The organism is Saccharopolyspora sp. NPDC050642, assembly GCF_040654735.1.
GTDB lineage: Bacteria > Actinomycetota > Actinomycetes > Mycobacteriales > Pseudonocardiaceae > Saccharopolyspora > Saccharopolyspora elongata.
The window spans coordinates 237,895-262,752 of record NZ_JBFAIN010000010.1 but is presented as its reverse complement, the minus strand read 5'-3'; the positions used below and the strand labels follow the sequence as shown (position 1 = coordinate 262,752).

At 70.4% G+C, this 24,858-nt stretch carries 22 protein-coding genes; 16 read left to right on the top strand and 6 right to left on the bottom strand.

Annotation, left to right across the window (positions count from 1 at the left end):
• The first annotated feature begins 172 nt into the window (after positions 1 to 172).
• From AB0H93_RS18785 to AB0H93_RS18765, 5 genes are all read left to right on the top strand, one after another.
• The gene (locus AB0H93_RS18785; RefSeq protein ID WP_358573982.1) at positions 173 to 1,324 is read left to right on the top strand and encodes an acetyl-CoA C-acetyltransferase; all 1,152 of its coding nucleotides are present in this window, start codon (positions 173 to 175) and stop codon (positions 1,322 to 1,324) included.
• A gap of 514 nt (positions 1,325 to 1,838) precedes the next feature.
• Complete coding sequence (locus AB0H93_RS18780) at positions 1,839 to 2,732, top strand: SDR family oxidoreductase (protein ID WP_132487892.1); 894 nt, start codon at positions 1,839 to 1,841, stop codon at positions 2,730 to 2,732.
• A gap of 2 nt (positions 2,733 to 2,734) precedes the next feature.
• A complete protein-coding gene (locus AB0H93_RS18775) occupies positions 2,735 to 3,892 on the top strand; it encodes an acyl-CoA dehydrogenase family protein (RefSeq protein WP_358573979.1) in 1,158 nt (385 codons plus the stop codon).
• A 13-nt stretch (positions 3,893 to 3,905) separates the two neighbouring features.
• Positions 3,906 to 5,006, top strand: coding sequence for an acyl-CoA dehydrogenase family protein (locus AB0H93_RS18770; protein ID WP_358573976.1), 1,101 nt, complete (start codon positions 3,906 to 3,908; stop codon positions 5,004 to 5,006).
• A 75-nt stretch (positions 5,007 to 5,081) separates the two neighbouring features.
• Positions 5,082 to 5,894, top strand: coding sequence for a fumarylacetoacetate hydrolase family protein (locus AB0H93_RS18765; RefSeq protein ID WP_358573973.1), 813 nt, complete (start codon positions 5,082 to 5,084; stop codon positions 5,892 to 5,894).
• Positions 5,895 to 5,962: 68 nt separating this feature from the next.
• Here AB0H93_RS18765 and AB0H93_RS18760 read toward each other — a convergent pair whose 3' ends face one another.
• The 3 genes from AB0H93_RS18760 to AB0H93_RS18750 form a co-directional block, all read right to left on the bottom strand.
• Positions 5,963 to 6,547 carry a TetR/AcrR family transcriptional regulator gene (locus tag AB0H93_RS18760; RefSeq protein ID WP_358573970.1) on the bottom strand — a complete coding sequence of 195 codons (585 nt, stop codon included), beginning with the start codon at positions 6,545 to 6,547 and terminating at the stop codon, positions 5,963 to 5,965.
• 345 nt (positions 6,548 to 6,892) lie between these two features.
• On the bottom strand, positions 6,893 to 7,768 hold the full coding sequence (locus AB0H93_RS18755; protein ID WP_358573967.1) for an IclR family transcriptional regulator: 876 nt from the start codon (positions 7,766 to 7,768) through the stop codon (positions 6,893 to 6,895).
• Between the two features lie 145 nt (positions 7,769 to 7,913).
• Entirely contained in the window at positions 7,914 to 9,146 is a 1,233-nt protein-coding gene (locus tag AB0H93_RS18750; protein WP_358573964.1) for a DegT/DnrJ/EryC1/StrS family aminotransferase, read from the bottom strand.
• Positions 9,147 to 9,562: 416 nt separating this feature from the next.
• Here AB0H93_RS18750 and AB0H93_RS18745 point away from each other — a divergent pair, with 416 nt between their 5' ends.
• On the top strand, positions 9,563 to 10,420 hold the full coding sequence (locus AB0H93_RS18745; RefSeq protein ID WP_358573961.1) for an SDR family NAD(P)-dependent oxidoreductase: 858 nt from the start codon (positions 9,563 to 9,565) through the stop codon (positions 10,418 to 10,420).
• A 107-nt stretch (positions 10,421 to 10,527) separates the two neighbouring features.
• Positions 10,528 to 12,243: a 3-ketosteroid-delta-1-dehydrogenase gene (locus tag AB0H93_RS18740; protein WP_358573958.1), complete on the top strand. Its 1,716-nt coding sequence runs from the start codon at positions 10,528 to 10,530 to the stop codon at positions 12,241 to 12,243.
• A 94-nt stretch (positions 12,244 to 12,337) separates the two neighbouring features.
• Here AB0H93_RS18740 and AB0H93_RS18735 read toward each other — a convergent pair whose 3' ends face one another.
• Complete coding sequence (locus AB0H93_RS18735; protein ID WP_358573955.1) at positions 12,338 to 13,192, bottom strand: glucose 1-dehydrogenase; 855 nt, start codon at positions 13,190 to 13,192, stop codon at positions 12,338 to 12,340.
• Positions 13,193 to 13,705: 513 nt separating this feature from the next.
• On the opposite strand from AB0H93_RS18735, the gene AB0H93_RS18730 reads away from it, so the two are divergent.
• The 4 genes from AB0H93_RS18730 (at position 13,706) to AB0H93_RS18715 (ending at position 18,441) form a co-directional block, all read left to right on the top strand.
• On the top strand, positions 13,706 to 15,256 hold the full coding sequence (locus AB0H93_RS18730; protein ID WP_358573952.1) for an FAD-binding protein: 1,551 nt from the start codon (positions 13,706 to 13,708) through the stop codon (positions 15,254 to 15,256).
• A gap of 381 nt (positions 15,257 to 15,637) precedes the next feature.
• The gene (locus tag AB0H93_RS18725; RefSeq protein WP_358573950.1) at positions 15,638 to 16,165 is read left to right on the top strand and encodes a nuclear transport factor 2 family protein; all 528 of its coding nucleotides are present in this window, start codon (positions 15,638 to 15,640) and stop codon (positions 16,163 to 16,165) included.
• A 183-nt stretch (positions 16,166 to 16,348) separates the two neighbouring features.
• The gene (locus AB0H93_RS18720) at positions 16,349 to 17,659 is read left to right on the top strand and encodes an MFS transporter (RefSeq protein ID WP_358573948.1); all 1,311 of its coding nucleotides are present in this window, start codon (positions 16,349 to 16,351) and stop codon (positions 17,657 to 17,659) included.
• Between the two features lie 5 nt (positions 17,660 to 17,664).
• Positions 17,665 to 18,441 carry an SDR family oxidoreductase gene (locus AB0H93_RS18715; protein WP_358573946.1) on the top strand — a complete coding sequence of 259 codons (777 nt, stop codon included), beginning with the start codon at positions 17,665 to 17,667 and terminating at the stop codon, positions 18,439 to 18,441.
• Positions 18,442 to 18,656: 215 nt separating this feature from the next.
• On the opposite strand, the gene AB0H93_RS18710 is transcribed toward AB0H93_RS18715, so the two are convergent.
• Complete coding sequence (locus AB0H93_RS18710; protein ID WP_358573944.1) at positions 18,657 to 19,457, bottom strand: mycofactocin-coupled SDR family oxidoreductase; 801 nt, start codon at positions 19,455 to 19,457, stop codon at positions 18,657 to 18,659.
• A 302-nt stretch (positions 19,458 to 19,759) separates the two neighbouring features.
• Between AB0H93_RS18710 and AB0H93_RS18705 the strand changes: the two genes are divergently transcribed.
• The 3 genes from AB0H93_RS18705 to AB0H93_RS18695 all read left to right on the top strand — a co-directional run bounded on the left by AB0H93_RS18705 (position 19,760) and on the right by AB0H93_RS18695 (position 21,658).
• The gene (locus AB0H93_RS18705; RefSeq protein WP_358573941.1) at positions 19,760 to 20,926 is read left to right on the top strand and encodes a Rieske 2Fe-2S domain-containing protein; all 1,167 of its coding nucleotides are present in this window, start codon (positions 19,760 to 19,762) and stop codon (positions 20,924 to 20,926) included.
• 12 nt (positions 20,927 to 20,938) lie between these two features.
• Positions 20,939 to 21,178, top strand: coding sequence for a hypothetical protein (locus AB0H93_RS18700; RefSeq protein ID WP_358573939.1), 240 nt, complete (start codon positions 20,939 to 20,941; stop codon positions 21,176 to 21,178).
• A gap of 105 nt (positions 21,179 to 21,283) precedes the next feature.
• A complete protein-coding gene (locus tag AB0H93_RS18695) occupies positions 21,284 to 21,658 on the top strand; it encodes an SgcJ/EcaC family oxidoreductase (RefSeq protein ID WP_358573937.1) in 375 nt (124 codons plus the stop codon).
• A gap of 37 nt (positions 21,659 to 21,695) precedes the next feature.
• Here AB0H93_RS18695 and AB0H93_RS18690 read toward each other — a convergent pair whose 3' ends face one another.
• Complete coding sequence (locus AB0H93_RS18690; RefSeq protein ID WP_358573934.1) at positions 21,696 to 22,175, bottom strand: MaoC family dehydratase; 480 nt, start codon at positions 22,173 to 22,175, stop codon at positions 21,696 to 21,698.
• Between the two features lie 243 nt (positions 22,176 to 22,418).
• Here AB0H93_RS18690 and AB0H93_RS18685 point away from each other — a divergent pair, with 243 nt between their 5' ends.
• Both AB0H93_RS18685 and AB0H93_RS18680 read left to right on the top strand, forming a co-directional pair.
• Complete coding sequence (locus tag AB0H93_RS18685) at positions 22,419 to 23,603, top strand: hydroxylase (protein ID WP_132487860.1); 1,185 nt, start codon at positions 22,419 to 22,421, stop codon at positions 23,601 to 23,603.
• 52 nt (positions 23,604 to 23,655) lie between these two features.
• Entirely contained in the window at positions 23,656 to 24,546 is an 891-nt protein-coding gene (locus AB0H93_RS18680; RefSeq protein WP_358573930.1) for a VOC family protein, read from the top strand.
• The last annotated feature ends 312 nt before the right edge of the window (positions 24,547 to 24,858 follow it).

The following is a 24,858-nucleotide window of genomic DNA, read 5'->3' as shown; positions in this document are numbered from 1 at the left end:
GGTCGACGATCCATCTACCAGGAGCTTCACCATTTCACCCGCAACGACACACCCCACCAGCCCTGACCCGCAAAGATCAGGATGAAAAAGGCTCATTGAAATCGAACCTTCGATTTCAATGGAAATTGCGCATCCGCAGGCGCCGAGACGCACCGAAATAGAGGAGAACTCCGTGACCGAGGCCTACATCGTCGACGCCGTCCGCACTCCCGTCGGGCGGCGCGGGGGCGCGCTCGCCGGGATGCACTCGGCGGACCTCGGCGCGCACGCCATCCGCGCGCTCGTGGATCGCACCGGGGTGGATCCCGGCGCGGTCGACGACGTCATCTTCGGTTGCTGCGACACGATCGGTTCCCAAGCCGGGGACGTCGCGCGGACCGCGTGGCTGGTGGCCGGCCTGCCCGACCACGTGCCGGGCGTGACCGTCGACCGGCAGTGCGGGTCGAGTCAGCAGGCCGTCCACTTCGCGGCGCAGGGCGTGCTCTCCGGCACCGCCGACCTCATCGTGGCGGGTGGGGTGCAGAACATGTCCGCCATCCCGATCTCGGCCGCGATGATCGTCGGCCAGCAGTACGGCTTCAGCACGCCCTTCGCCGAGTCGCCCGGCTGGCTCAAGCGCTACGGCGACCAGGAGGTGTCGCAGTTCCGCTCGGCCGAGATGATCGCCGAGCACTGGAAGATCTCGCGGGCCGACATGGAGGCCTACGCCTACGAGAGCCACCAGCGGGCCATCGCCGCGATCGACGGGGGCCGGTTCGCCGCGGAGATCGCACCGGTCAACGACTTCGACACCGACGAGGGGCCCCGGCGCGACACCAGCCTGGAGAAGATGGCGGGCCTGCAGCCCGTCGCGGGCGGTGAGCGGATCACGGCGGCCGTCGCGTCGCAGATCAGCGACGCCTCGGCCGCGGTCCTGATCGCCTCGCCGCGCGCGGTCGAAGAGCACGGCCTGACCCCGCGTGCGCGCATCCACCACATCTCGGTGCGCGGCGCCGACCCGGTCTGGATGCTGACCGGCCCCATCCCGGCGACCAGGCACGCGCTGGAGCGGACCGGGATGGCGATCGACGACTTCGACCTGTTCGAGGTCAACGAGGCGTTCGCGTCCGTCGTGCTGGCGTGGGCGAAGGAGACCGGCGCGGACCTGGCCAGGACGAACGTCAACGGCGGTGGGATCGCGCTCGGCCATCCGATCGGGGCGACGGGCGCCCGGTTGATGACGACCATGCTGCACGAGCTGGAGCGCCGCGGCGGGCGGTTCGCGTTGCAGACGATGTGCGAGGGCGGCGGCCAAGCCAACGTCACGATCATCGAACGCCTGTAGAGCCTGTTAGAGGGCTCGTTCTCCGCATCGGCGCATGTCTCCGGTGGGGATCGCCTGAGCCGCGGGCCCCGCTCTCGGCGGCCCGCGGCCTTGGGCTACCCGTGCTCGCTGGTTCGGCGACCGATGGCCTGTCCTCCGCAATTTCAATGGAAATTGTGGACCATCGGTGTGTCGCACCCCTGACACGCCGAAGGATGTGGGCAACTTCGGGTTCCTGTGGACAACTTCCGCAATTTCAATGGAAATCAGAGCTCTGATTTCCATTGAAATTGCGGACCACCCCGGTGGGGGTGCCGCGGTTGGTGGTTCGAACGTGGACTCCTGGTCGAAGCGGTAGCCCGCCGTCGATGCGGCCCGGATCGATCCCGTTGGGTATCTACCCCGGTCGCGCGGCATCGTGTTGCGTGGGGCGGTGGCGGGCGGTTGCGTGGGCCGTGGCGGGCCGGGGCTGCGCCGGGAGTGTGCGATAACCAAGCGCTTGCTTGTTATCGGGATCGTGTGGTTATCTGGGCGCATGACGGAGCACGACGGGCCGACGGCCGGCATCTGCGCGGGACGGGTCGCCATCATCACCGGTGCCGGGCAGGGCCTCGGCCGGGCGCACGCCCTCGAATTCGCGCGCCACGGCGCCAAGGTCGTCCTCAACGACATGTCCCCGTCCGTCGAGGACGTCGCCGCGGAGGTGCGGGCCGCGGGAGGCGAGGCGGTCGCGGTCGTGGCCGACATCGCCGACTGGGCGGCCGCCGAGGGCGTGATCGACCTCGCCGTGAGCACGTTCGGCAGGCTCGACACCCTCGTCAACAACGCGGGCATCAACCGGGACCGGATGCTGGTCAACATGAGCGAGTCCGAGTGGGACCAGGTCATGACCGTCAACCTCAAGGGGCATTTCGCCCCGCTGCGCCACGCGGTCGCGTGGTGGCGGGACCAGGCCAAGGCGGGCAACCGGATCGCCGCCCGGGTGGTCAACACGTCGTCCGGGGCCGGGCTGATGGGCAGCGTCGGCCAGGGGAACTACGGCGCGAGCAAGGCAGGCATCGCCGCGCTGACCCAGGTCGCCGCGGTCGAGTTCGCCCGCTACGGCGTGGTCGTCAACGCCATCGCCCCGTCGGCGCGGACCCCGATGACGGAGGCGGTCTTCGCGGAGAAGATGGCCAAGCCCGCCGACGGCTTCGACGCGATGGATCCGGCGAACGTTTCCAGCCTCGTGGTGTGGTTGGGCAGCGACGAGGCCACCACGACCGGCCGCGTCTTCGAGATCGAAGGCGGCGAGGTCTCCCTCGCCGACGGGTGGCGGCACGGCCCGCCCGCGGTGAAGGACGGCCGGTGGGAGCCGCGGGAGCTGACGGCGGTCATCGCCGACCTGGTCGCGAAGGCCGAACCGCCGACACCCGTGTACGGGGCCTGACGATGACCACCGGTGATGAGGAATTCCGCGCCGAGGTGCGCGGTTGGCTGGCCGAAGAGCTGACCGGCGAGTTCGCCGACGTCGTCGGCCTCGGCGGTTCGGGCCGGGAGGACGAGGCGCTCGACCGCAGGCTGGCGTGGGAACGCCGGCTCGGTTCGGGCGGCTGGATCGGCCTCGGCTGGCCCGTCGAGCACGGCGGCCGCGGTGCCTCCCTGGCGCAGCAGGTGATCTTCCACGAGGAGTACGCGAGGGCAGGCGGGCCGGGGCGCTTGCTGCACATGAGCGAGCAGCTCGTCGGCCCGACGATCCTCGCGTTCGGCTCCGACGAGCAGAAGCGCCGCTTCCTGCCCGGAATCCTGTCGGGGGAGGCGCTCTGGTGCCAGGGCTACTCCGAGCCGGGCGCGGGATCCGACCTCGCAGGCGTCCGCACGCGCGCGGTGCGCGAGGGGGACGAGTACGTCCTGAACGGGCAGAAGGTGTGGACCTCGCTCGCGCACGTCGCCGACTGGTGCTTCGTGCTCGCGCGCACCGACCCGGGGTCGAGCCGGCACGCGGGCCTGTCCTACCTGCTGGTCCCGATGGACCAGCCCGGCGTCGAGGTCCGGCCGATCCAGCAGATCACCGGCACCAGCGAGTTCAACGAGGTGTTCTTCGACGATGCCCGGACGCCGGTGGCCAACCGGGTCGGCGACGAGGGCGACGGCTGGCGGGTCGCGATGGGCACGCTCGGCTTCGAGCGCGGTGTCGCCACGCTCGGCCAGCAGATCGGCTTCCAGCGCGAGCTCGACCACGTCGTCGAGCTCGCCAGGGCGGGCGGCGCGCTGGCCGATCCGGAGCTGCGCCAGCGCATCGTGCAGTCGTGGATCGACCTGCGGGTGATGCGCTACACCGCGGTGTCGACGTTGCGGTCGGCCGGCAGTTCGGTGTCCGGGTTCGAGGCGTCGCTGTCCAAGCTGCAGTGGGCAACGTGGCACCGGGACCTCGGGGAGCTGGCCGTCGATGTCGTCGGGTCGGCGGCGCTCACCGTCGACGAGCCCTACGACCTCTCGCCCGAGCAGACGTCATTCCTGTTCAGCCGGTCGGACACGATCTACGGCGGCTCGAACGAGATCCAGCGCAACATCATCGCCGAGCGCGTTCTCGGGCTGCCTCGCGGATGAAACGGAGTACCCGGTGAGCGAGAACGAAGACCTGCGCGACGAGATGCGGAAGGCGGTCGCCGACTTCCTCCGCGCCGAGTCGGACCGGCGGGCGGCGATGGACGGCGACGATGGCTACGACCGGGCGCTCTTCAGGCGCGGCGTAGCGGACCTGGGGCTCGGCGGGCTCCCAGTGCCGGAGCGGTTCGGCGGGCTGGGGCTCGGGTTCGCCGAGGCCGCTGTGGTGATCGAGGAATTCGGGCGCGCCGTCGTGCCCTCACCGGTGCCGGACACGCTGATCGCCGGGACACTGCTGGGCGAGTCGGCCGATGCGGGATCGCTCGGTGAGCCCGGCGTGGCCTTGCTCGAGAGACTCGCCGAGGAGCCGGTCGCGATCGCCGTGGCCGGCCTCACCGAGACCCCCGGTCGCGGGCCGGTCGTGGCGGCCGGCGGACAGCTGTCGGGCGTGGTCGGTGCGGTCCCGCACGGGGCGGCGGCGGACGTGTTGCTGGTGATCAGCGGCGAAGGGGACGACGCCGCTGTCCATCTCGTGTCCCCGGAGCAGCCGGGCGTGACTCGCACGCCGCGCCGGGCGTTGGACCACACGCGCCGGCTCGCGGACGTCGAATTCGCCGGTGCTCGCGCGGATCGCCTGTCGCCCGAGGGCGATGGCGGAGCCCTGGCACGCCGGCTGGTCGCTCTCGCCCGGATAGCGTTGGCCGCCGAGTCCGCCGCCGCGGCGCAGGCGTGCCTCGACGAGACCGTGGGCTACCTCAAGGTGCGGGAGCAGTTCGGGCGGGCGATCGGCTCGTTCCAGGCTCTCAAGCACCGGTGTGCCGATCTCGCGGTCGCGGTCCACGGCGCCGTCGCCACCGCGCAGTACGCGGTGCGGTTCGCCGCCACCGGCGAGGCGACCGACGAGCTGGGCGACGACCTGGCGACCGTCGCCGCGGTGGCGAAGGTGGTCGGCGCGGACACCCTGATGCGGGTGGCCGCGGACTGCCTGCAACTGCACGGCGGCGTCGGGTTCACCTTCGAGCACGATCTGCACCTGTACTTCAAGCGGGGCAAGGCGAATCAACTGCTCGCCGGGTCCGGCCCGGCACTGCGTCGGCAGCTGGCCGCACGTCTGTGAACGGGATCCCGGACAGCGGGACCGGCGCTGGGCCTGCGCGGCGAATCGCGCAAACGTAGCGGTGTGCTTGCATCGATGGCCAATTCCGGGAATTCCAACGATCTTTCGATCGCCGATGCGGTCGACCGCCTCAGCAGGGCCGAACGGACGGGAATCCCCGCCGAGCCGGTTCGGGACGTTCTCGGCGACACGGACATCGCTCTCGCCTACGCGGTGCAGCAGGAGCTCGCGCGGCGGCGTGAAGCCAGGGGAGCGGTGGCGGTGGGCAGGAAGATCGGGCTGACCTCGCCCGCCGTCCAGCGGCAGATGGGCGTCGAACAGCCCGACTTCGGAGTGCTCTTCGCCGACATGGACGTCTCGGGCCGGGCCGTGATCCCGTTCCACCGGCTGCTGCAGCCGAGGGTCGAGGCGGAGATCGCCTTCGTGCTGAAGGCGGACCTGGCCGACGGCGAGCTCGACGAGGCGCAGGTCCGCGCCGCGGTCGACTACGCCGTGCCAGCGCTGGAGATCGTCGACAGTCGGATCGCCGGCTGGGACATCGCGATCACCGACACGATCGCGGACAACGCCTCCAGCGGGCTGTTCGTGCTGGCCGACCACCGGCTCGCGCTCGACGAGTTCGAGCCGAGGGAGGCGGCCATGCGGCTGTACGCCGACGACGAGCTGGTCTCGGAGGGTGACGGGGCCGCGTGCCTCGGTGATCCGCTCGCCGCGCTCGCCTGGCTGGCGCGGACGGCGTTGTCCTTCGGCGATCCGCTGCGTGCCGGGCAGATCGTGCTCTCGGGAGCGCTGGGCCCGCTGGTCCCGGTCGCACCGGGCATGCGGTTCCGCGCCGTCATCGAGCCGCTCGGCGAGGTCACCACGACGTTCTCCGCGAAAGGAGCATGACGGCGCACGGGCTTCCTCGTTGCGGAAACCCGTTGCGGTTCCAGCCGCAGATGTTCCGCCGGGACCGGCTACGCCAGGTATCGCGCGAGGAGCAGCCGGGCCGCCCGCCGCATGTCGGCCTCGGCCTGCTTGATCGTCGTCTTGCGGCTGAGGCTGGAGATGAGCACTCCCCACCAGCTGAACACGAGCAGGCGGACGGTGCTCCGGTCTTCCTCGCTGGGGGAGGACTTCCCGAGGGTGCGGAGGATGGCGTGGGAGAGCGCCGAGTCGTTGTCCGGATACCCGCTCGGGTCCGTGGTGTAGCTGGCGGCGGTGCTCTGGACCATCGCCGCGCACAGCAGGGGCCGGCGGAGCAGCTCGCGGCTGAGCGCCACCAGGACCTCGCCGATGTCGGTCACGACGTCTTCGCCGCCGATCGGCCACAGCTGTTCGACGAACTTGCCGAGCTGCGCCTCGAACACCGCGGTGAACAGGTGCGTCTTGGACGGGAAGTAGCGGTAGACCGTCCCGATCGCGACACCGGCGTCCTTGGCGACCTCGTGCATCTGCACGCGGTCGAAGTCGGCCGTGGCACCGAGTTCCGCGGCGGCGTCGAGGATGCGATCGCGGCGCGCGACCTGGCCTTTCGACACCGGCGATGCGGGAGGCCGCACATCGGCGATTCTGGCCACTGTTCCCCCTGTTCTGGCCGCACGTCCGGATGCTCCGGTTTCTCAGGATAGAGGCGCGTGTTCGCGCGCCGGACGTCGGATCTGGTGGCTAGAGGCTGTTTTGAGTGTTGTGGTGTGAGGTGTGGTACCGCGGGGTTTTGTCTTTGAAGCGGCGCAGCCGCTTAGCCCACCCTCGCAGCTTGCACCGCCGCGGGTTCTCAGGTGTCTTCTCGCGAGGACAGCCCCGACGTGGTGAATTGGCATTCATGAGTCGGGGATCCCACAGCGAGAAGGCGCCTGAGAACCCGCTACCCGCACCGCCACGCAGAGCAAGTTCGGAAACAGGTTCTAGAGCCAGTCGCCGCCGTCGCCGACGGTGAGGAAGCGGGTCATCGCCTCGCTCGACCACGTCTGCTGGGGAGCCGCCAGGTCCGACCGCGGCAGGACGGGGCCTGCGAAGAACTCGTTCGACACGGCGTGCGCAGCCTGCATGAGGAGGGGCGCGACCCGTTCCATGGGCGTTTGCACGTCGCCCACCACGGAGATCGCCGCCGCGGGACCTTCCTGGCCGCGCAGCGCGATGCCGACGCAGCTGACGTGGGCGAAGCACTCGCCGCGTTCGAAGGCCAGCCCGCGCCGGCGCCGGATGCGATCCAGTTCCTGGTGCAGGATGCCCAGATCGCCGATGCTGCGCGGGGTCCGGCGGACCGCGTCGGCGTACTCGGCGTCGATCCGTTCCGGGGGCAGCCAGGCGAGCATCGCCTTGCCCAGCGCCGTGCAGTGCGCCGGGGCCCGGCCGCCGACGCGCGAGGGCACGTCGACCGCGGACCGCCCGCCCACCTTGTCGAGGTAGTACACCTCGGTGCCGGAGAGGACCGCCAAGTGCACGACCAGCTTGGTGCGGATCGCCAGGTCGTGGAGAACCGGTGCCGCCGCGCTGCGCAGGGCGTTCTGCCCGATCTCGCGGCCACCGAGCCCGAGCGCTCGTTTGCCGAGCCGGTATCCGGACGTCGTGTGGTCGAGCCAGCGCAACCGGACCAGCTGGTCGAGGATGCGGTGGGCCGTCGAGCGGGGCAGACGGGTCCGCCGGGTCACCTCCTCCAGGTTCCGACGGGTGTGCGGGTGCTCGAACAGGTCCAGGATCAGCGTCATCCGCTCCACCATGGACGGCGGTACCGGCTCCTCGACTGCCGACTCGGCATTCATCCTCAACGTTGAGGTCATGCCACACCTCCCGCGACCGGCAAAATGGAATTGATTCTAAAACAAGCTAGCAGCGACTCGGGCCGGCGAAAAGTGCCTGAACGATGACTGCGGCGGCCATCCCGCCCGAATGATCCCGTTGTCCGGGCGGGATGGCCGCCCGCTGTCAGCGCGCGGCTCGGGTCTCGGCCGGCGCGTGCCGCGATGCGAAGGCGTGGATGCTGGCGACGACGTGGTCCAGCTCCTCCTGGGTCGTGCCGTGGCTCATGCCCAGGGACATGCCCCGCTCGAAGACCTCGTCGGCGACCGGCAACCCGTCGCGCGGCTGCCGGAACTCGACTCCCCGCATCATCGGGTGCCGGGTGACGTTGCCGCTCCAGACCGTTCGGGTGTCGATGCCCGCGGCCTCCAGGGACTCCTGCAGGTCGCTGCGGGTGAACCCGGCGTCGGGCTTGACGAGGACCGGGTAGCACAGCCACGCGGTGTGGAAGTCCGCCAGCTGGCGGGGGAGGGAGAACAGGGTCGGGTAGCTGCCGAAGGCGGCGCTGAAGGCCTCGAAGATCTCGGCGCGGCGGGCGAAGTTGCGGTCCAGCTTCGCCAGCTGCTGCAGGCCGAAGGCCGCGCCCAGCTCGGAGGGCTCGAAGTTCCACGGCAGGACGTCGAAGATGAAGTCGTTGTCGTAGGCGACGCCGTCGAGGTCTTCGCGGAACACCCGCCCGCTGCCCGCCGAACCGAACAGGTGCGGCTCGGAACGACGGCCCCAGCGCCGCAGCATGAGTCCCCGGTCGCGCAGCCGTTCGTCGTCGAGCGTGACCATCCCGCCGTTGCCGGCGCAGGTGATGATGTGCGCCATCGCGAAGCTGGTGACCGTGATGTCGCTGCGCAGGCCGGTGGGCGTGCCCCGCAGCGTGGTGCCGATGGCGTCGCAGGAATCCTCGATCACCTTGAGGTCGTGCCGGTCGGCGATCTCGCGGATGGCGTCCCAGTCCGGGGCGTTGCCCGCGAGGTTCGGGATCAGCAGCGCCCTGGTCTTCTCGCTGATCATCTCCTCGATCTTGCTCACGTCGACGTTGTAGGTGTCCGGTTCGACGTCGACGAAGACCGGCACGAGGCCGGCGCGCACGAGAGGGGAGACGTCGGTGGAGAAGGTGAGCGGCGAGGTGATCACCTCCGCTCCCGCGGGCAGGCCGAGGAGCTCGACGGCGAGGTAGATCGCCGAGGAGCCCGAGTTGCACATCAGCCCGAGCCGCTTGCCGTACAGCTCGGCGACCCGGCGCTCCATCTCGGCGACGTTCTTGCCGATCTTCAGTGCGAGCGGGCCGCCGTGCAGCACCTCCAGCACGGCGTTGATCTCCGCCTCGTCGTGCACGCTCCGCGCGTAGGTAACACGTGTGACCATGGGAAACCTCCGGTTGTCGTGATGGGCGGCGGGGACGCGCGGATCGCCGGACATCGGCCGCGACCCCGTCGGCACCGCTCGGCGCCGGTGGCCGTGGCGACCGCCCGGGATCGCCGCGAACTCCTCGGTCGCGGCGGGCGGAGCGCAGGGGTCCCACCAAGCGCTTGATTGGGATGTCCCGCTCAACAGGACCACATACTGGTGTGGAACCGCCCGGTTGTCTACCGTCGCGAGGGGCCGGTGTCGAAGTTCTGCGGAGGAATCGGATGTCCTGTCGCCGACCGCGATCGCGGCCGCGGCGGCCCGCGTCCATCGTGGACGGAGTCGCGGCCGGTGCTGTTCCAGCGGCGACCGCATCCGGTGGTGCCGTGGACTTCCGGGGACGCGACCCGAACGATGCCGTAGGAGGGAATTCCGTGCCCACTCAGCAGGAGGTGTTCGGCGGGGGTCTCGCCGTGGTGACCGGTGCCGGTTCCGGGCTCGGCGCCGGATTGGCCCGGCACCTCGCCGGGAACCTCGGCATGACGGTGATCGCGGCGGACGTCGACGAGCCGGCCGTGCGCGGCATCGCCGACGAGGAGCACGGCAGTGGTGGCCGCGTGGTCGCGCACGTCGTCGACGTCCGGGATCCCGACGCGATGATGCGGCTCGCCCGCCAGGTGCGCGACGAGTTCGGCCCGGTCCGGCTGCTGATCAACAACGCCGGGGTCGAGCAGGTCGGCTACCTGTGGGACGTCCCGCCGGAGAGCTGGCGGCGGGTCGTGGACATCAACATCAGCGGGGTCTTCCACGGGATCCGGGCATTCCTGCCCGCCATGATCGAAGACGAGCGGCGCAGCCACGTGCTCACGATCGCGTCGGTCGGTGCCGTCACGACGTTGCCCCTGCAAGCCCCGTACATCATGAGCAAGCACGCCGTGCTGGGCATGGTCGAGTGCCTGCACCAGGAGATCGCCCAGGTCGGCGCCGACGTCTCCGTCGCGGCCGTGCTGCCGGGGCCGGTGGCGTCCAACATCTTCAGCGCCGCGGGCGGCGTCGAATCCGGTGACATCGCGGCCGCGGAGGAACACCGGCAGGCCATGATGGCCATGCTCGAGGAGGCCATCGGCGCCGACGAAGCGGCGGCGACGATCATGGAGCAGGCGGCGCAAGGCGAGTTCTACATCGTCACCCACCCCGAGACCGTGCACGCGGCCATGGCGGCGCGTGCCGGCCGGCTCACGCACCGTTGCGCCCCTGAGCCCCACCGGAGCCGGTTCGGCCGGCGCGATTGATCGGTGGATCGAGCGCATCCCGTTGAGCGGGAGCTGCTCTTCACCGCCGGTGCGCAGCGGTGGTGGGCTGCGGCATCGCAGTACCGCACCAGAACGAGGAGACTCCGATGCCCACGAGCACACCGCCCGCTCCCGCGCCCGCTCACGACACGATCGTTGACCTCGTCGTGGCCGGCTCCGGCACCGGGATGGCCGCGGCGCTCGCGGCGCGAGAACTGGGGCTCGACGTGCTCATCGTCGAGAAGACGGACTACGTCGGCGGGTCGACGGCCCTGTCCGGCGGTGCGTTCTGGATCCCGGCGAGCTCCCTGCTGGCGGCGGAGGGGGCGGTCGACTCGCCCGAGCGTGCCGAGCTCTACCTGCGCTCCGTCGTCGACGGCAGCTCGCCGGACCAGCGGTGGGAGAGCTTCCTGCGCCACGGCGACGAGACCGTCCGGATGCTGCAGCGGACCACGCCGATGCGCTTCATGTGGAGCAAGGGCTACTCCGACTACCACCCGGAACTGCCCGGTGGCACCGCGGCCGGCCGCAGCTGCGAGTGCAAGCCGTTCGACCTCGCGGTCCTGGGCGCCGAGCGGGCCAGGCTGCGCCCCACGGGCCTGAAGTCCCCGGTGCCCATGCCGATCACCGGTTTCGACTACAAGTGGATGAACCTCATGACCCGGGTTCCGCGACGCGCGGTTCCGCGCGTGGTGCGGCGGGTTTCCCAGGGCATCGGCGGAAAGCTGCTCGGCCGGGAGTACGTCGCGGGCGGTCAGGCGCTCGCGGCCGGCTTGTACGCAGGTGTCCTGCGAGCCGGGATTCGGGTGTGGACCCGGACCTCGGTGCAGCGGTTGACCACGGAGGGCGACCGGGTGACCGGCGTGGTGCTGGAGCAGGACGGGCGCGAAGTGACGGTGCGGGCACGGCGCGGTGTCGTGCTCGCGGCCGGCGGTTTCGACCACAACATCGCGCTGCGCCACGAGTTCCAGTCGGAGGCGCTCGAAGCCGGCTGGAGCCTGGGGAACGAGGGGAACACCGGAGACGCCATCCGGATCGGGCGGGAGGCGGGAGCCGACGTCGGCCTGATGGACCAGGCGTGGTGGTTCCCGGCCGTCGCGCCGCTGCCCGGGGCGGCGCCCCTGGTCCTGCTCGCCGAGCGGTCGCTGCCGGGGTCGCTCATCGTCGATCGGCACGGCCGCCGGTTCGTCAACGAGGCGACCGACTACATGAGCTTCGGCCAGCGGGTCCTGGAGCGGGAGCGGGCCGGCGACGCCGTCGGATCCATGTGGATGGTGTTCGACCAGCGCTACCGCAACAGCTACGTGTACGCGGCCGGGCTGTTCCCGCGGATGCCGCTGCCGGAGAGCTGGTACGCCGCCGGCATCGCGCACCGGGCGGACGACCCCGCCGATCTGGCCCGCCGGACCGGGCTGCCGGTCGAGGGCCTCGTCGCGTCCCTGCGCCGGTTCAACGAACTCGCGGCCGCCGGCGTCGACGAGGACTTCGGCCGCGGCGCCAGCGCCTACGACCGCTACTACGGCGATCCGACCGTCGCGCCGAACCCGAACCTGCGCCCCCTGCAGGGACAGCTGTACGCGGTGCGGATCGTCCTCGGCGACCTCGGCACCTGCGGAGGGCTGCGAGCGGACGGGCACGGGCGGGTGCTGCGGTCGGACCGTTCCCCGATCGACGGGCTCTACGCGATCGGCAACACCGCGGCGAACGCGTTCGGCACCACGTATCCGGGAGCCGGGGCGACCATCGGTCAGGGGCTCGTCTACGGCACCGTGGTGGCGCGCCACGCTGCAGGCAAAGAGGCCCCGGCTTCTTCTCCCAGCTGACGTCAGCCTCGGGTCCGGGGCGGCGCGGTTCTTGCCGCCCCGGACCAGGTCTCACTTCCGGACGTGCAAGGGAAGCGATCGATATCGACGAGTCCTAGGAGCGGGTTCTGCCGGGGCGGCACGTCACCTGCCGCCCGGGCGGGCGGGTCTGCGCCGTCGACCGGTGCAGCACTCCGTCCGGCGCGCCGGGCAGCGTCGGGTAGTACGTTCCGGCCGACCAGCCGCCGTCGACCGCGATCTCCGCACCGGACAGGTAGCTCGCCGCGTCGCTGGCCGCGAACAGCGTCACCTGGGCGATCTCGTCCGGCTCGCCGATGCGCTGCAACGGCACGTCGACGTAGTGCTGTTGCAGCGCATCGCCGGACTCGCCGGCGAGATTTCCCATCGCGGTGTTCATCCCGCCGGGATGGATGGTGCACACGCGGATTCCGGACGGTCCCAGCTCGTACGCCAGCGACCGGGACAACCCGCGCACCGCCCACTTGCTGGCCGAATACGCGGCCAGGCCGTTGACGCCGCGGAGCCCGTCCACCGACGAGGTGTTGACGATCACGCCCCGTCCCGCCGCCTTCATCGCCGGAACCACGGCCTTGACGCCGAGCAGGACGCCGAGCACGTTGATGTCGAGCACCTGCTGGGCGTCCACGACCGACAGTTCTTCGATCTCCGCCCAATGCAGGATTCCCGCGTTGTTGACGAGGATGTCGATGCCGCCGAACCGGTCGGCGGACGCGGCGACCAACGCGCGCCAGTCCGCCTCGTCCCGGACGTCGATCTGGTGGAACATCGCGCGCGAACCGATCTCGTCCGCGACCTGCTTCCCCGCGTCGACGAGCACGTCACCGAGCACCACGGCCGCACCTTCGGCGGCGAACAGCCGCGCGGTGGCGGCTCCCAAGCCCTGCGCGGCGCCGGTGATGATGGCCACCTTGCCATCGAGTCGTCCCATCGGATTCCCTCTCAATGAGGTTTTTCCAACCTCGTTTTGCGTGGCGGTGCGGGTGGCGGAACCTCAGCGCCCGCCTGGACTCCGGGTGCCCAACCTTATGTATGCCAATACACGGCGGCTGGGCCGTCCTCGCCAGGCGAGCGCTGAGAACCCGCGGCGGTGCAAGCTGCGTAGGTGGGTTATGCGCCTGCGGCGCATGCGACACCTCCATCGACGTGCGGCTTTGCGGCCCGCGGCTGCGGGCCGACCAGATGAAGAAAGCTCAGCGGCGGAATGGCCCGAATTGGGCGGGATCGCCGGTTCCTGCGCCACCCGAAAGCACCAGGCTTCCAGCCTTGCCCGCCGAATGCCCGCAGGCCTCCCGCTCATCGGGAATCCGCACCGCACCGGGCCCGCGGCGGGCTCCGGACGCTCCCGCCCGAGCGCTTGCTCAGCTGGCTGAGCGGGAAATGTCCGTCTTGGTCAGTGGGATCGAATCGGCACGGCGGAGCCGCCCGGGAGCATCGTCATCCCATGGCGACGGACGAGACTGCGAACCGCTGGGACGACGAGTGCGACGTGCTGGTGATCGGATCCGGTGGCGGAGCGCTGACCGGTGCCTACACCGCGGCCCGGGAAGGGCTCTCGGTGATCGTGGCCGAGGCGACCGACAAGTTCGGCGGCACCACGGCGTATTCCGGCGGCGGCCTGTGGTTCCCGGGCAACGCGGTGCTCCGGCGGGCCGGTGACCAGGACACCCTGGCGGACGCCAAGACCTACTTCCGCGCCGTGGTGGGGGATCGCACGCCCCGGGAGCTGCAGGACGCGTTCCTGGACAACGGCGGACGGCTGGTCGACTACCTGGAAGCCGACGACGACTTCGAGTTCCTGGTCTACCCGTGGCCGGACTACTTCGGGTCCGCCCCGAAGGCGAGTGCGACCGGCCGGCACATCATGCCGACGCCGCTGGAGCCCGCGCGGCTCGGCGCGTTGCGGGACTCCCTCCGGCCGCCGCTGGACGTCGACCGGGCGGGCAATCCGCCGGCCGACCTGCTCATCGGCGGGCAGGCGTTGATCGGCAGGCTGCTCCTCGCGCTGTCCAAGCAGGACGCGGTTCGGATGCGCCGCGGCGCCGTCTGCGACGAGCTGGTGCGCGAGGGGGACGCCGTGGTCGGTGCCGTGGTCGACGAGGGCGGTCGGCGGCGCCGGATCCGCGCCCGCAGGGGCGTGCTGATCGCCTCCGGCGGATTCGAGCGGAACCAGTCGATGCGGACCGAGCACCGGGTCCCGGGGGCGGCGCGCGATGCCATGGGGCCGTCGGGCAACCTGGGCAAGGCGATCCAGGCCGGCATCGACGCCGGCGCGGACACCGACCTGATGTCGGAGGCGTGGTGGTCGCCCGGCATCACCCACCCCGACGGGACGTCGACGTTCTCGCTGTGGTTCACCGGCGGGATCTTCGTCGACGACAACGCGGAGCGCTTCGTCAACGAGTCGTGGCCGTACGACCGGATCGGCCGCGTCGTCATCGACCGCATCGGCGACGGCAGCGTGACGCTGCCGTTCTGGATGATCTACGACGACCGCGAGGGTGCGCGGCCGCCGGTGCGCTCGACCAGCGTTCCGATGGGGGAGACCGAGGACTACGTCGACGCCGGCCTGTGGTTCAGCGCCGACACCCTGGGCGAGCTCGCCGAGCAGATCGGTGTCCCGGCCGAGAACCTGGTGCGGACGGTGGCGCGGTTCAACGCGTTCGCGGCCGCCGGAACCGATGACGACTTCCACCGCGGTGCCGAGCCGTACGACCGGGCGTTCGCCGGGGACGGCTCGCCGCTGGTCCCCATCGAGAAGGGACCGTTCCACGCCGCGGCGTTCGGGATCTCCGACCTCGGCACCAAGGGCGGCCTGCGCACCGACGCGCGGGCCCGGGTGCTCGACACGTCGGGAAGCGCGATCCCGGGCCTCTACGCCGCGGGCAACTCGATGGCGGCGGTCAGCGGGACCGCGTATCCGGGTGGGGGCAATCCGATCGGATCGTGCATGGTGTTCAGCCACCTCGCCGCGCTGGACATGCTCGCACGATGACCGGCGGGTCGTGCTGACTGCCGCGTTGTGCGAACGGGGCCGCCCTGGCGCATGGAGCGCCGGGGGAGCACCCCGCTCGAAGGTTGCCGAATTCGATGATCGCCGCGAGCTGCGGGCCGGTTTCCGGAGAACCGGTTCCGGCCCCTGCTCGCGGCGCCCGCCGCGACCTCGCTCGACGGAAACGCGGCCTTCTCCTTGACGCTTCCCCGGCGCGTGGTTAACCTTCCCGCCATCAAGCAAGCGCTTGGGCAATTCGCGGAAAAACGAAGCGGGCTGAACGCTGAACGCCCGCCGGGTCCGCGCGCCGCCCGGTGCATTCGGGCGGAGGTCGTCGCCACCGCGACTGCCGGTCAACGTCAAGGACGACGCAGGAGGAAAGGCATGTCGAGCGTTCCCGTGGATGCGACGCCGTCGGCGGCCGAGGAGCTGCTGGCGATCTCGGAGATCCAGGCCCTGTTCGCCAGGCGCCTTCGCGTGATGGACACCAAGCAGTGGGACCGCTACGCGGAGTGCCACACCGACGACGTGGTCAGCGAGTCCTACGCCGACGTTCCGGACGCGAACCGGCCGCAGGCGGACGGTCAGGGGAACAAGGTGGTCGGCGCCGAGGCGCTGACCAAGGCGATCTCCGGGCTCCTCGACGGCGACACGAAGGTCACCACGGTGCACCACGGGCACATGCCGGAGATCGAGCTCACCTCCCCGACCACGGCGCGCGGGATCTGGGCGATGGAGGACGAGCTCTGGTGGCAGCGCGGTGATGTCACCGAGCACATGCACGGCTACGGCCACTACCACGAGGAATACCGGAAGGTGGAGGGGCGGTGGCGGATCAGCTACCGCAAGCTCACCCGCCTCCGCGTCACCAAGACGCCCGGGTTCTTCGGGTACCTCCGCGGCCGGCTGTAGCGGGCGCTCTGCCGCACGACGCGCGGCGTTCCTCCTCGATCGCCGTGCGGTGCGACCGGTGAACGGTCCACATAGGAAATTCCCCATTGGTCGGGTATCGGCTGGAGGCCCCCGATGAACTCGCAGGAACCAACCCCGACGGGTACCGGCCCGTCTTCCGCCGGGTCAGCACAATTGCGCAAGGTGGCGCTTTCCAGCCTGCTGGGGACCGTCATCGAGTACTACGACTTCCTGCTCTACAGCACGATGGCGGCCTTGGTGTTCGGGAAGCTCTACTTCCCGGCGCTCACCCCGGGCGTCTCGACCGTCGCCGCCTTCGGGACGCTGGCGGCCGGCTACGTGGCACGTCCCCTGGGCGGGCTCCTGTTCGGGCATTTCGGCGACCGGCTCGGGCGCAAGTCGATGCTCGTGGTGACCATGATGCTGATGGGCGGCGCCAGCTTCCTCATCGGCGTCCTGCCCACCTACGACAAGATCGGCTTCGCCGCCCCGGTGTTGCTCGTCCTGCTGCGCATCGTGCAGGGCGTGGCGGTCGGCGGGGAGTACGGCGGGGCGGCGCTGATGGTCATCGAGCACGCCGACTCCCGGCGCCGAGGGGCGTGGGTCGGGATCATGCAGCTCGGCTCGCCGTTCGGCTTCCTGCTCTCCACCGCCGCGGTCACGCTGGTGACCCTCCTGCCGAGCGAGGCATTCCTCTCCTGGGGCTGGCGGGTGCCCTTCCTGCTGAGCGCGGTGCTGTTGATGATCGGGCTCTACGTCCGGCTGAGCGTCGTCGAAAGCCCGGTGTTCCGCGAGGCCGCTGCCGCCGCGGAATCCCAGGCGCAGCCCAAGGTGCCCGCGCTGCAGCTGCTGAGGCAGCCGCGCGCGCTCGTCCTGGCGTGCGCCGCCGGTATCGGGCCCTTCGCGCTCACGGCCCTGACCAGCTCGCACATCATCGCCTACGCCACGGGGCTCGGGTACCAGATGTCCGATGTCATGCGGGCGCTGCTGTTCACGGTGTCCGTCTCGATCGTCTGCATCCCCTTGTTCTCCGCCTTGTCCGACCGGTTCGGGCGGCGCCGCGTGGTCATGGTGGGCGCGGTCGGCACGGTGCTCTTCGCGTTTCCGCTCTACGCCATGGTCGACAGCGGGTCCGTGGTGGTCATGACGGCCGGGCTGATGATCGCCCAGGTGTTGCAGAACCTGATGTACTCGCCGCTGGCGCCGATGCTCTCGGAGATGTTCGGCACCCGCGTCCGGTACACGGGTGTGTCGCTCGGCTACCAGCTCGCCAGCCTGCTCGGCGCCGGCTTCACCCCGCTGATCGCCACCAGCCTCGTCGCCGCCACCGGGGGTTCGAGCCTGCCGCTGACCGCCATCGCGGCCCTGTCGGCGGCGATCACGATCGTGTCGATCTGGCTCATCGCCGAGACCAGGGGCCGCGACCTCACCGACGACGGCCCGGCCGTCGCGGGCCGATCGGATTCCGGTGCGACGTTGGAGGAAACGCGATGAGTGCCATGACATCTCCGAAGTCGCCGGTGCTGGTCACCGGCGCGGCATCCGGGATCGGCGCGGCCTGCGCCCGCACCCTGGCGGCCGCCGGTCGACCGGTGGTGCTGTGGGATCGCGACGAGCAGGGAGCGACCGCCGTCGCGAAGCAGATCGAGCACGACCACGGGACGCCGGTCGCCGTGTCCGGGATCGATGTCGCCGACGTGGCCCGGTACGACGACGCTCTCGGCGAAGCCCGACGGGCCGTCGGCAGGATCGGCGGTTTCGTTCATGCCGCGGGTGTTGTCGACTCGACGCCGGTGACGAAGTTGTCGCGCGAGGCGTGGCAACGCGTCCTCGACGTCAACCTCACGGCGTACGCCTACGCGGCCGCGGCGCTCGCCGAGGACCTCGAGGCGCAGCCGGGCTCGGCCATCGTCGCGATCTCGTCCATCAACGCGACCCTCGGGCAGGCGAACATCCCGTCGTACAGCGCTTCCAAAGCGGGAGTCCTCGGGCTGACCCGGTCGCTGGCCGCGCAGTTCGGCCCGGCCGGGGTCCGGGTCAACGCGGTCTGCCCCGGGTACATCGAAACGCCGATGCTGGAGCGCAGCCTCGCCGACACCCGGCGCACGGCCCGGATGCGCGGCGATGCGATGCTCGGCCGCGTCGGGCAACCGGAAGAGGTCGCGTCCGTCGTCCGCTTCCTGCTCAGCGACGAAGCCAGTTTCGTCACCGGCGGCACGATGTTCGTCGACGGCGGCGTCACGGCGAGCGACCGCCTCGGCTCACTCGCCGACTGACGCCGAAAGGGCTGAGTCGTGGCCGCCCGTCGTCCCTCCTGATCAGGCTGGGACAGCGGGCGGCCTGCACGCTTTTCGGGCCGTGACCGCTTCTCTTCGGCTGCGCACCCAGGCGGTCGCAGCATCGTCCGGCTCCCGGGAGCCGGTGAGGACGCCGGGATCGTGGCGATCCCGGCGTCCATCGAACGCAGTCCTCCCGATCGCGGCGTGGCCGCTCAGCGGATCGTGTTGCCCGCGTCCACCGGGAAGTTCGCGCCGGTCACGTACCGGGCTTCGTCGGAGGCCAGGTACACCAGCGCGTTGCTGATGTCGATCGACTGGACGCGCTCCACCGGAAGGGTGTTCATGAACAGCGGACCGAGATCCGGCCGCTTCTCCAGGAGCGTCGGCAGGACCGGCGAGTGCCCCTGCGGCGTGTCGACGCCGGTGGGGTGGATCGTGTTCACCCTGATGCCCCGGTCGGCGAACTCCAGCGCGAGCGATCGCGCGATGCCGACCACCGCGTGCTTCGCCGCCACGTAGGGCAGGAAGAAGGGAAGTCCCTTGAGGGACGCGGTGGACCCGGTGATCACGATGCTGCCGCCGCCCGAGGCGAGCAGGTGCGGGATGGCGGCCGCGCAGGTGTTCCACACCCCGGTGAGGTTGATGTCCAGCGTGGTCTGCCAGATCTCGGGGGTCAGGTCCTCGGACGGCTGCGTGGTGCAGATCGACGCGTTGGCCGCCACGATGTCGAGGCCGCCCAGCTCGGCAACACCCGCGTCGAGGACGGCCGCGAGTTCAGCCGCGTCCCGCACGTCCGCGACGGCTGCGTGGATGCGCCTGCCGTGCTTCTCGACCAGGCGGACGGTCTCGGCCAGCCCCTCTTCGGTGCCCATCGGGTACTTGACGATGTCGAGTTGCCGGCAGATGTCCACGGCGATGATGTCCGCGCCCTCCTCGGCCAGCCGCACGGCATGGCTGCGGCCCTGGCTCTGCGCGGCGCCGGTGATGAAAGCGACTTTCCCGGACAGCCTCATGGGTTTCCTCCTGAACGGTTCCGTCCTCGGCGGCACGCTGGCCTAGCGGCCCGGCACGCGGTGTAACGACCAAGCGCTTGCTACGTTAGCAGCGCGGTGGCCCGTCGGACGAGGACTGGCGCTGCGATGACCGGCCGAGTGCCGGGTCATCTTCGGTTGCGGTCCGGGACGACCACCGGAACCTGCGGGCGGGCCCGCGCCGGCCGAGATCGGTCTCGGTGAGCGGGAGGTCGACTGTTTTCGTCCCGCCCGGACTTCCCACCATTGATGAGCTTTGGCAAGACGGAGGCAAAGGAGTCCTCATGACGTCACTGCAGGCGGCGGGCGAGAACGAGGTGCGGGTGATCGAGGCGGCGGCTCCGCCGGTTCGCTACGCACGCGGCTGGCACTGCCTCGGCCTTGCCGACCACTACCGGGACGGAAAACCGCACGCGATCGAGGCGTTCGGCACCAAGCTGGTCGTGTTCGCCGACAGCAGCGGGAAGTTGAACGTGCTCAACTCGTACTGCCCGCACATGGGCGGCGACCTGAGCCAGGGCGAGGTGAAGGGCGACGAGGTCGCCTGCCCGTTCCACGACTGGCGCTGGTCGGGCAGCGGGCGCTGCGCGAGCATCCCGTACGCGCGGCGGGTGCCGCCGCGGGCCCGCACGAAGTCATGGACCGTGCTGGAGCGCAACGGGCAGCTGTTCGTGTGGAACGACCCGCAGGGGAAGCAGCCTCCGCCGGACGTGACGATCCCGGAGATCCCCGGCACGGATTCGGACGAGTGGACGTCGTGGACGTGGAACTCGCTGCGGATCGACGGATCGAACTGCCGGGAGATCGTCGACAACGTCGTGGACATGGCGCACTTCTTCTACATCCACTACTCGTTCCCGACGTACTTCAAGAACGTGTTCGAGGGCCACGTCGCGACCCAGACGATGAACAGCAAGGCCCGGCCGGACGTGAAGATCGGCACGAACTACTCCGACGACAGCAGCCTGCGTTCGAGCGCCTCCTACTACGGACCCTCCTACATGATCGACTACCTGTGGAGCGACGTGGGGGACCAGACGATCGAGACCGTGCTGATCAACTGCCACTACCCGGTGTCGCCCACGAGTTTCGTGCTGCAGTGGGGCGCGATGGTCAAGAAGCCGGACGGCATGTCCGACGAGGAGGCCGAGCAGATGGCCCAGGCGTTCGCCGCGGGAGTGGAGAAGGGCTTCCTGCAGGACGTCGAGATCTGGCAGAACAAGGCGAAGATCGACAACCCGCTGCTGTGCGAGGAGGACGGCCCGGTCTACCAGCTCCGGCGCTGGTACGAGCAGTTCTACGTCGATGTCGAGGACGTCCAGCCGGAGATGACCCAGCGGTTCGAGTTCGAGATCGACACCGAGCGGGCGATCCAGTTCTGGCAGGCCGAGGTCGATGACAACCTGGCCAACGGCCGGATCATCGTCGACGACAGCGCCCCCACCGCCTGATCGGCGCGATCCATGACCGACGAGGAGATTCCGCTCCAGCCCGTGTCCTGCCGCAGCTGCGGCACGTGCGTGCTGGTCAAGAAGAACAGCCTGGCCCACACTCTCGTGCAGTGGACGAGCGACACCGAGCAGTGCGTCGAGCTCGCGCAGAGTCCGACCGCCGACCGCGCAACGGTGCTGACGTGCCTGAAGTTGCGCGACAGCATCGAAACTGCGGTGCGCGAGGGGCGAATCCGCGTTTCGCAGCCGTGATCCCGGGACGGCCGACTCCTCGCAGCCGGTGCGCGGAGTCGGCCGATCCGGATCATCGCCACCAGCCCGCCTGCGCGGGCCGACCACGAGGAGAGGACATCGGACATGCCGGAGCCGTCCGTCATCCGCGACGTCGTCGCGAGCTATGTGAAGGCCATCGGGACCGGGGGAGCGGCGGAGATCGCGGCGCTGTACGCGGAGGACGCCACGCTCGAAGATCCGGTGGGAAGTGAGCCGCTGCGCGGCCGGGGCGCGATCGCCGAGTTCTACTCGGCCATCGAGAACCTGCGCCGGGAGAGCGAGCTGATCGCGGTGCGGGTGGCCGGCGACAGCGCCGCGTTCCACTTCCGCGTGCGCACCGAGACGCCGGACGGGGCGGTCGAGGTCGAGCCGATCGACGTCATGACCTTCGACGAGGCCGGGCGGATCACGAGCATGCGGGCGTTCTGGAGCCCCGAGGACGTGCAGTCCGCCTCGTGACGGCGTCCTGGTCCGTTGCGGGGCAGGGGTTTCCGGGTCAGGCCAGCCAGCGGTTAAGCGCCTCGACGACGCACGCCGGCTTGGCCTGACCCTCGACCTCCGCGGTGATCCGGATCGTCGCCTGGACCCCGCCGGGCACGTCGACGCAGGCGAGGACCTCGCCACGGCCGCGGATGCGGGATCCGGCAGGCACCGGCGCCGGGAAGCGGACGCGGTCGGCGCCGTAGTTGACCCCCATGCTGACGCCGCGCACCGACAGCAGCTGGGGCAGGAAGTAGTTGCACAGCGACAGCGTGAGGTAGCCGTGCGCGATCGTCGACCCGAACGCGGACTCGCGCGCCCGCACCGGGTCGACGTGGATCCACTGGTGATCGCCGGTGACGTCGGCGAAGCCGTCGATCCGCGCCTGGTCGATCGGGAGCCACGCGGTGGGGCCCAGCGTCGTGCCGACGGCCGCGCGGAGTTCGTCGAGCCCGTCGACGGTGAACGGGGCCGCGCCCCCGGATTCCTCGGCCACCTGTTCCTACCCTTCCGCCGTGCCTCGGCACCGGCCGGCTCCATCTCGGTACCGGGAGCATATCTGGCCAAGCGTTTGCTTGGGAAGCTGTGCGGGCGCAGCCGCGCGAGTCCGGGCGCGCAGGTCGGTCTCGGTCAGCGGGAGCAGCGGTGGGAGCGGCCCAGAAGCCGAACCTAGCGTCTAGCACGCCCTGGCACATCGGTGGCGGGTGCGGCCGTCTTGATCATTTCCGGAGGTGCCTGCATGGCGCACGATGTGGTTCGCAGAGTGGAGGAGGTCGCTGCCCGGCTCGCAGCGACCGCGGAAGAGACCGAGCGCCTCGGCAAGCTGGCGGATGAGAGCGTCAAGCTGGTGCGCGAAGCCGGGGTCATGCGGCTGCTGCAGCCGACCGACTTCGGCGGGCACGCAGCCCACCCGCGCGATTTCGCGGAAGCCGTGATGGCGGTGGCGAAGGCGTGCGGATCGACGGGATGGGTGTGCGGGGTGGGCGGCGTCCACCCGTGGGAGATGGCGCTCATGGACCGGCGGCTCCAGGAGGAGGTCTGGGGGGAGAACCAGGACACCTGGATCGCCTCCCCGTACATGCCCAGCGGGGTGGCCACCCCGACCGACGGTGGCTACGTCCTCCGGGGCCGGTGGCAGTTCTCCTCCGGAACCGACCACTGCGACTGGATCTTCCTCGGTGCACTGCTCGGCGACGCCGACGGCAAGCCGGCGCAGCCGGTGAAGACGATGCACGTGGTCCTGCCGAGGAAGGACTACACGATCGTCGAGGACTCCTGGGACGTCATCGGGTTGTGCGGCACGGGGAGCAAGGACGTCGTCGTCGACGGCGCGTTCATCCCGGCGTACCGGACGATCGACGCCGATGAGGTCGCGCAGGGCGAGCTGGCCGCCGAGCGCGCAGGCCGGACCGACACGGTGTACCGGCTGCCGTTCTGGACGATGTTCCCGCTGGGCATCACGGCGGCGGTCATCGGCATCGCGGAAGGCGCGCTCGCCTGCCACCTCGACTACCAGCGGGACCGGGTCATGGCGGCCGGGACCCGGGTCCGCGACGACCCGCACACGATGTACGCGATCTCCGAAGCCGCCGCGGAGATCGCCGGATCGCGCACGCAGCTGCTCGACGGCGTCAGCCGGCTCTACGACATGGTCGACGCGGGCCGGCCGATCAGCTTCGAGGACCGGTCGGTGGTGCGCCGGAACCAGGTGCGCTGCGCGTGGCGCGCGGTGTCCGCGGTCGACGAGATCTTCGCCCGGTCCGGTGGGAATGCGGTGCGCCGCAACAACGCGATGCAGCGCTTCTGGCGCGACGCGCACGTCGGCCTGCAGCACGCCATCCACATCCCCGGTTCGATCTACCACTCGAATGCCTTGACGTCGTTGGGCATCGAACCGGATGGGCCGCTGCGGGCGCTGATCTGAACCTGGCCGCGCCGACCACGCCCGGCGCCTACTGCACGAAGAGAGGAAGGGCATGACCGACATCAGCTCACTGGGCTACGTCCGGATCCGGGCCACGGATATGGACGCCTGGCGGAAGTTCGCCTTCGAGACCATCGGTTTCGCCGAGGGCAGCGGGCCGGAAGAGGACGCGCTGTACCTGCGCGTGGACGAGCGGATCGGCCGGATCGTCGTCCTGCCCGGCGACGTGGACCGGGTGGAGGCCGTGGGCTGGGAGGTCCGCGACCACCTGGGCCTCCAGCGGGTCCAGGCCGCGGTCGAGGCGGCCGGGCTGGCCCCGAAGCCGCTGACCCTGGAGGAGGCCGATACCCGCCGGGTGGAGGCGGGAATCGCCTTCGAAGCACCGGGCGGAACCCCGCTGGAGATCTTCCACGGCCCGGCGCTGGACCACAGCCCGGTCGCGACGCGGTTCGGCAACCGCTTCGTCACCGGGGCGTTGGGGCTGGGGCACGTCGTGGTGCCGGTGAGCGACCTGGACGAGGCGTACCGCTTCTACGCCGAGACGCTCGGTTTCCTGCCGCGAGGGGCGTTCCGGCTGCCGGCGCCCCCGGAGCACGGCCCGGTCCGCCTCCGGTTCATGGGTGTGAACGCGCGGCACCACAGCCTCGCGCTGCTGCCGTCGCCGGATCTCAAGTCCCCGGCCCTGGTGCACATCATGGTCGAGTGCGAGACCCTCGACGAGGTCGGCCGGGCGCTGGACCGGGTCATGGAGGGCGGCTACCACGTGTCGTCCACGTTGGGGCGTCACACGAACGACAAGATGGTGTCGTTCTACGTCCGGACCCCGGGTGGCTGGGACCTCGAAGTCGGTTGCGCGGGCATGCTGGTCGACGAATCCGCCTACTCGGCGGAGGAGATCACGGCCGACAGCTACTGGGGCCACAAGTGGGACTTCAGCAGCTGACCTGACCCGACAACGAAGCGCGGCGCGGAGAAACCTCCGCGCCGCGCTTCGGCGTTCTGCCCGCTGCCGCTCAACGGTGTTCCTCGGACATGAGCGCTTCTCGGGCCGACGGTCGGTGCGTCGCGCCGGCGGGCCCGGCTCGTGGATACCCGAACTCCGGTCGCGCGGAACATCTCCTGGCAGCGCTGTCGTCCGTGCGGTTGCAAGGCCTGTTCGAGTGCGGGCAGATCGACTTGTGGGCGTTGCGGCCGCCGCCGTAGCTTGGACGGATCGCGCAGCACCTCCGCGTCGTTGCGCTCCGGGCCGATCATC

Excerpts from the sequence above, each read along its gene's own strand:
- AB0H93_RS18780 (WP_132487892.1), top strand. The coding sequence starts at position 1,839 with ATGACGGAGCACGACGGGCCGACGGCCGGCATCTGCGCGGGACGGGTC.
- AB0H93_RS18775 (WP_358573979.1), top strand. The coding sequence starts at position 2,735 with ATGACCACCGGTGATGAGGAATTCCGCGCCGAGGTGCGCGGTTGGCTG.
- AB0H93_RS18765 (WP_358573973.1), top strand. The coding sequence starts at position 5,082 with ATGGCCAATTCCGGGAATTCCAACGATCTTTCGATCGCCGATGCGGTC.
- AB0H93_RS18755 (WP_358573967.1), bottom strand. The coding sequence starts at position 7,768 with ATGACCTCAACGTTGAGGATGAATGCCGAGTCGGCAGTCGAGGAGCCG.
- AB0H93_RS18750 (WP_358573964.1), bottom strand. The coding sequence starts at position 9,146 with ATGGTCACACGTGTTACCTACGCGCGGAGCGTGCACGACGAGGCGGAG.
- AB0H93_RS18740 (WP_358573958.1), top strand. The coding sequence starts at position 10,528 with ATGCCCACGAGCACACCGCCCGCTCCCGCGCCCGCTCACGACACGATC.
- AB0H93_RS18735 (WP_358573955.1), bottom strand. The coding sequence starts at position 13,192 with ATGGGACGACTCGATGGCAAGGTGGCCATCATCACCGGCGCCGCGCAG.
- AB0H93_RS18730 (WP_358573952.1), top strand. The coding sequence starts at position 13,706 with ATGGCGACGGACGAGACTGCGAACCGCTGGGACGACGAGTGCGACGTG.
- AB0H93_RS18725 (WP_358573950.1), top strand. The coding sequence starts at position 15,638 with ATGTCGAGCGTTCCCGTGGATGCGACGCCGTCGGCGGCCGAGGAGCTG.
- AB0H93_RS18715 (WP_358573946.1), top strand. The coding sequence starts at position 17,665 with ATGACATCTCCGAAGTCGCCGGTGCTGGTCACCGGCGCGGCATCCGGG.
- AB0H93_RS18710 (WP_358573944.1), bottom strand. The coding sequence starts at position 19,457 with ATGAGGCTGTCCGGGAAAGTCGCTTTCATCACCGGCGCCGCGCAGAGC.
- AB0H93_RS18705 (WP_358573941.1), top strand. The coding sequence starts at position 19,760 with ATGACGTCACTGCAGGCGGCGGGCGAGAACGAGGTGCGGGTGATCGAG.
- AB0H93_RS18700 (WP_358573939.1), top strand. The coding sequence starts at position 20,939 with ATGACCGACGAGGAGATTCCGCTCCAGCCCGTGTCCTGCCGCAGCTGC.
- AB0H93_RS18695 (WP_358573937.1), top strand. The coding sequence starts at position 21,284 with ATGCCGGAGCCGTCCGTCATCCGCGACGTCGTCGCGAGCTATGTGAAG.
- AB0H93_RS18685 (WP_132487860.1), top strand. The coding sequence starts at position 22,419 with ATGGCGCACGATGTGGTTCGCAGAGTGGAGGAGGTCGCTGCCCGGCTC.
- AB0H93_RS18680 (WP_358573930.1), top strand. The coding sequence starts at position 23,656 with ATGACCGACATCAGCTCACTGGGCTACGTCCGGATCCGGGCCACGGAT.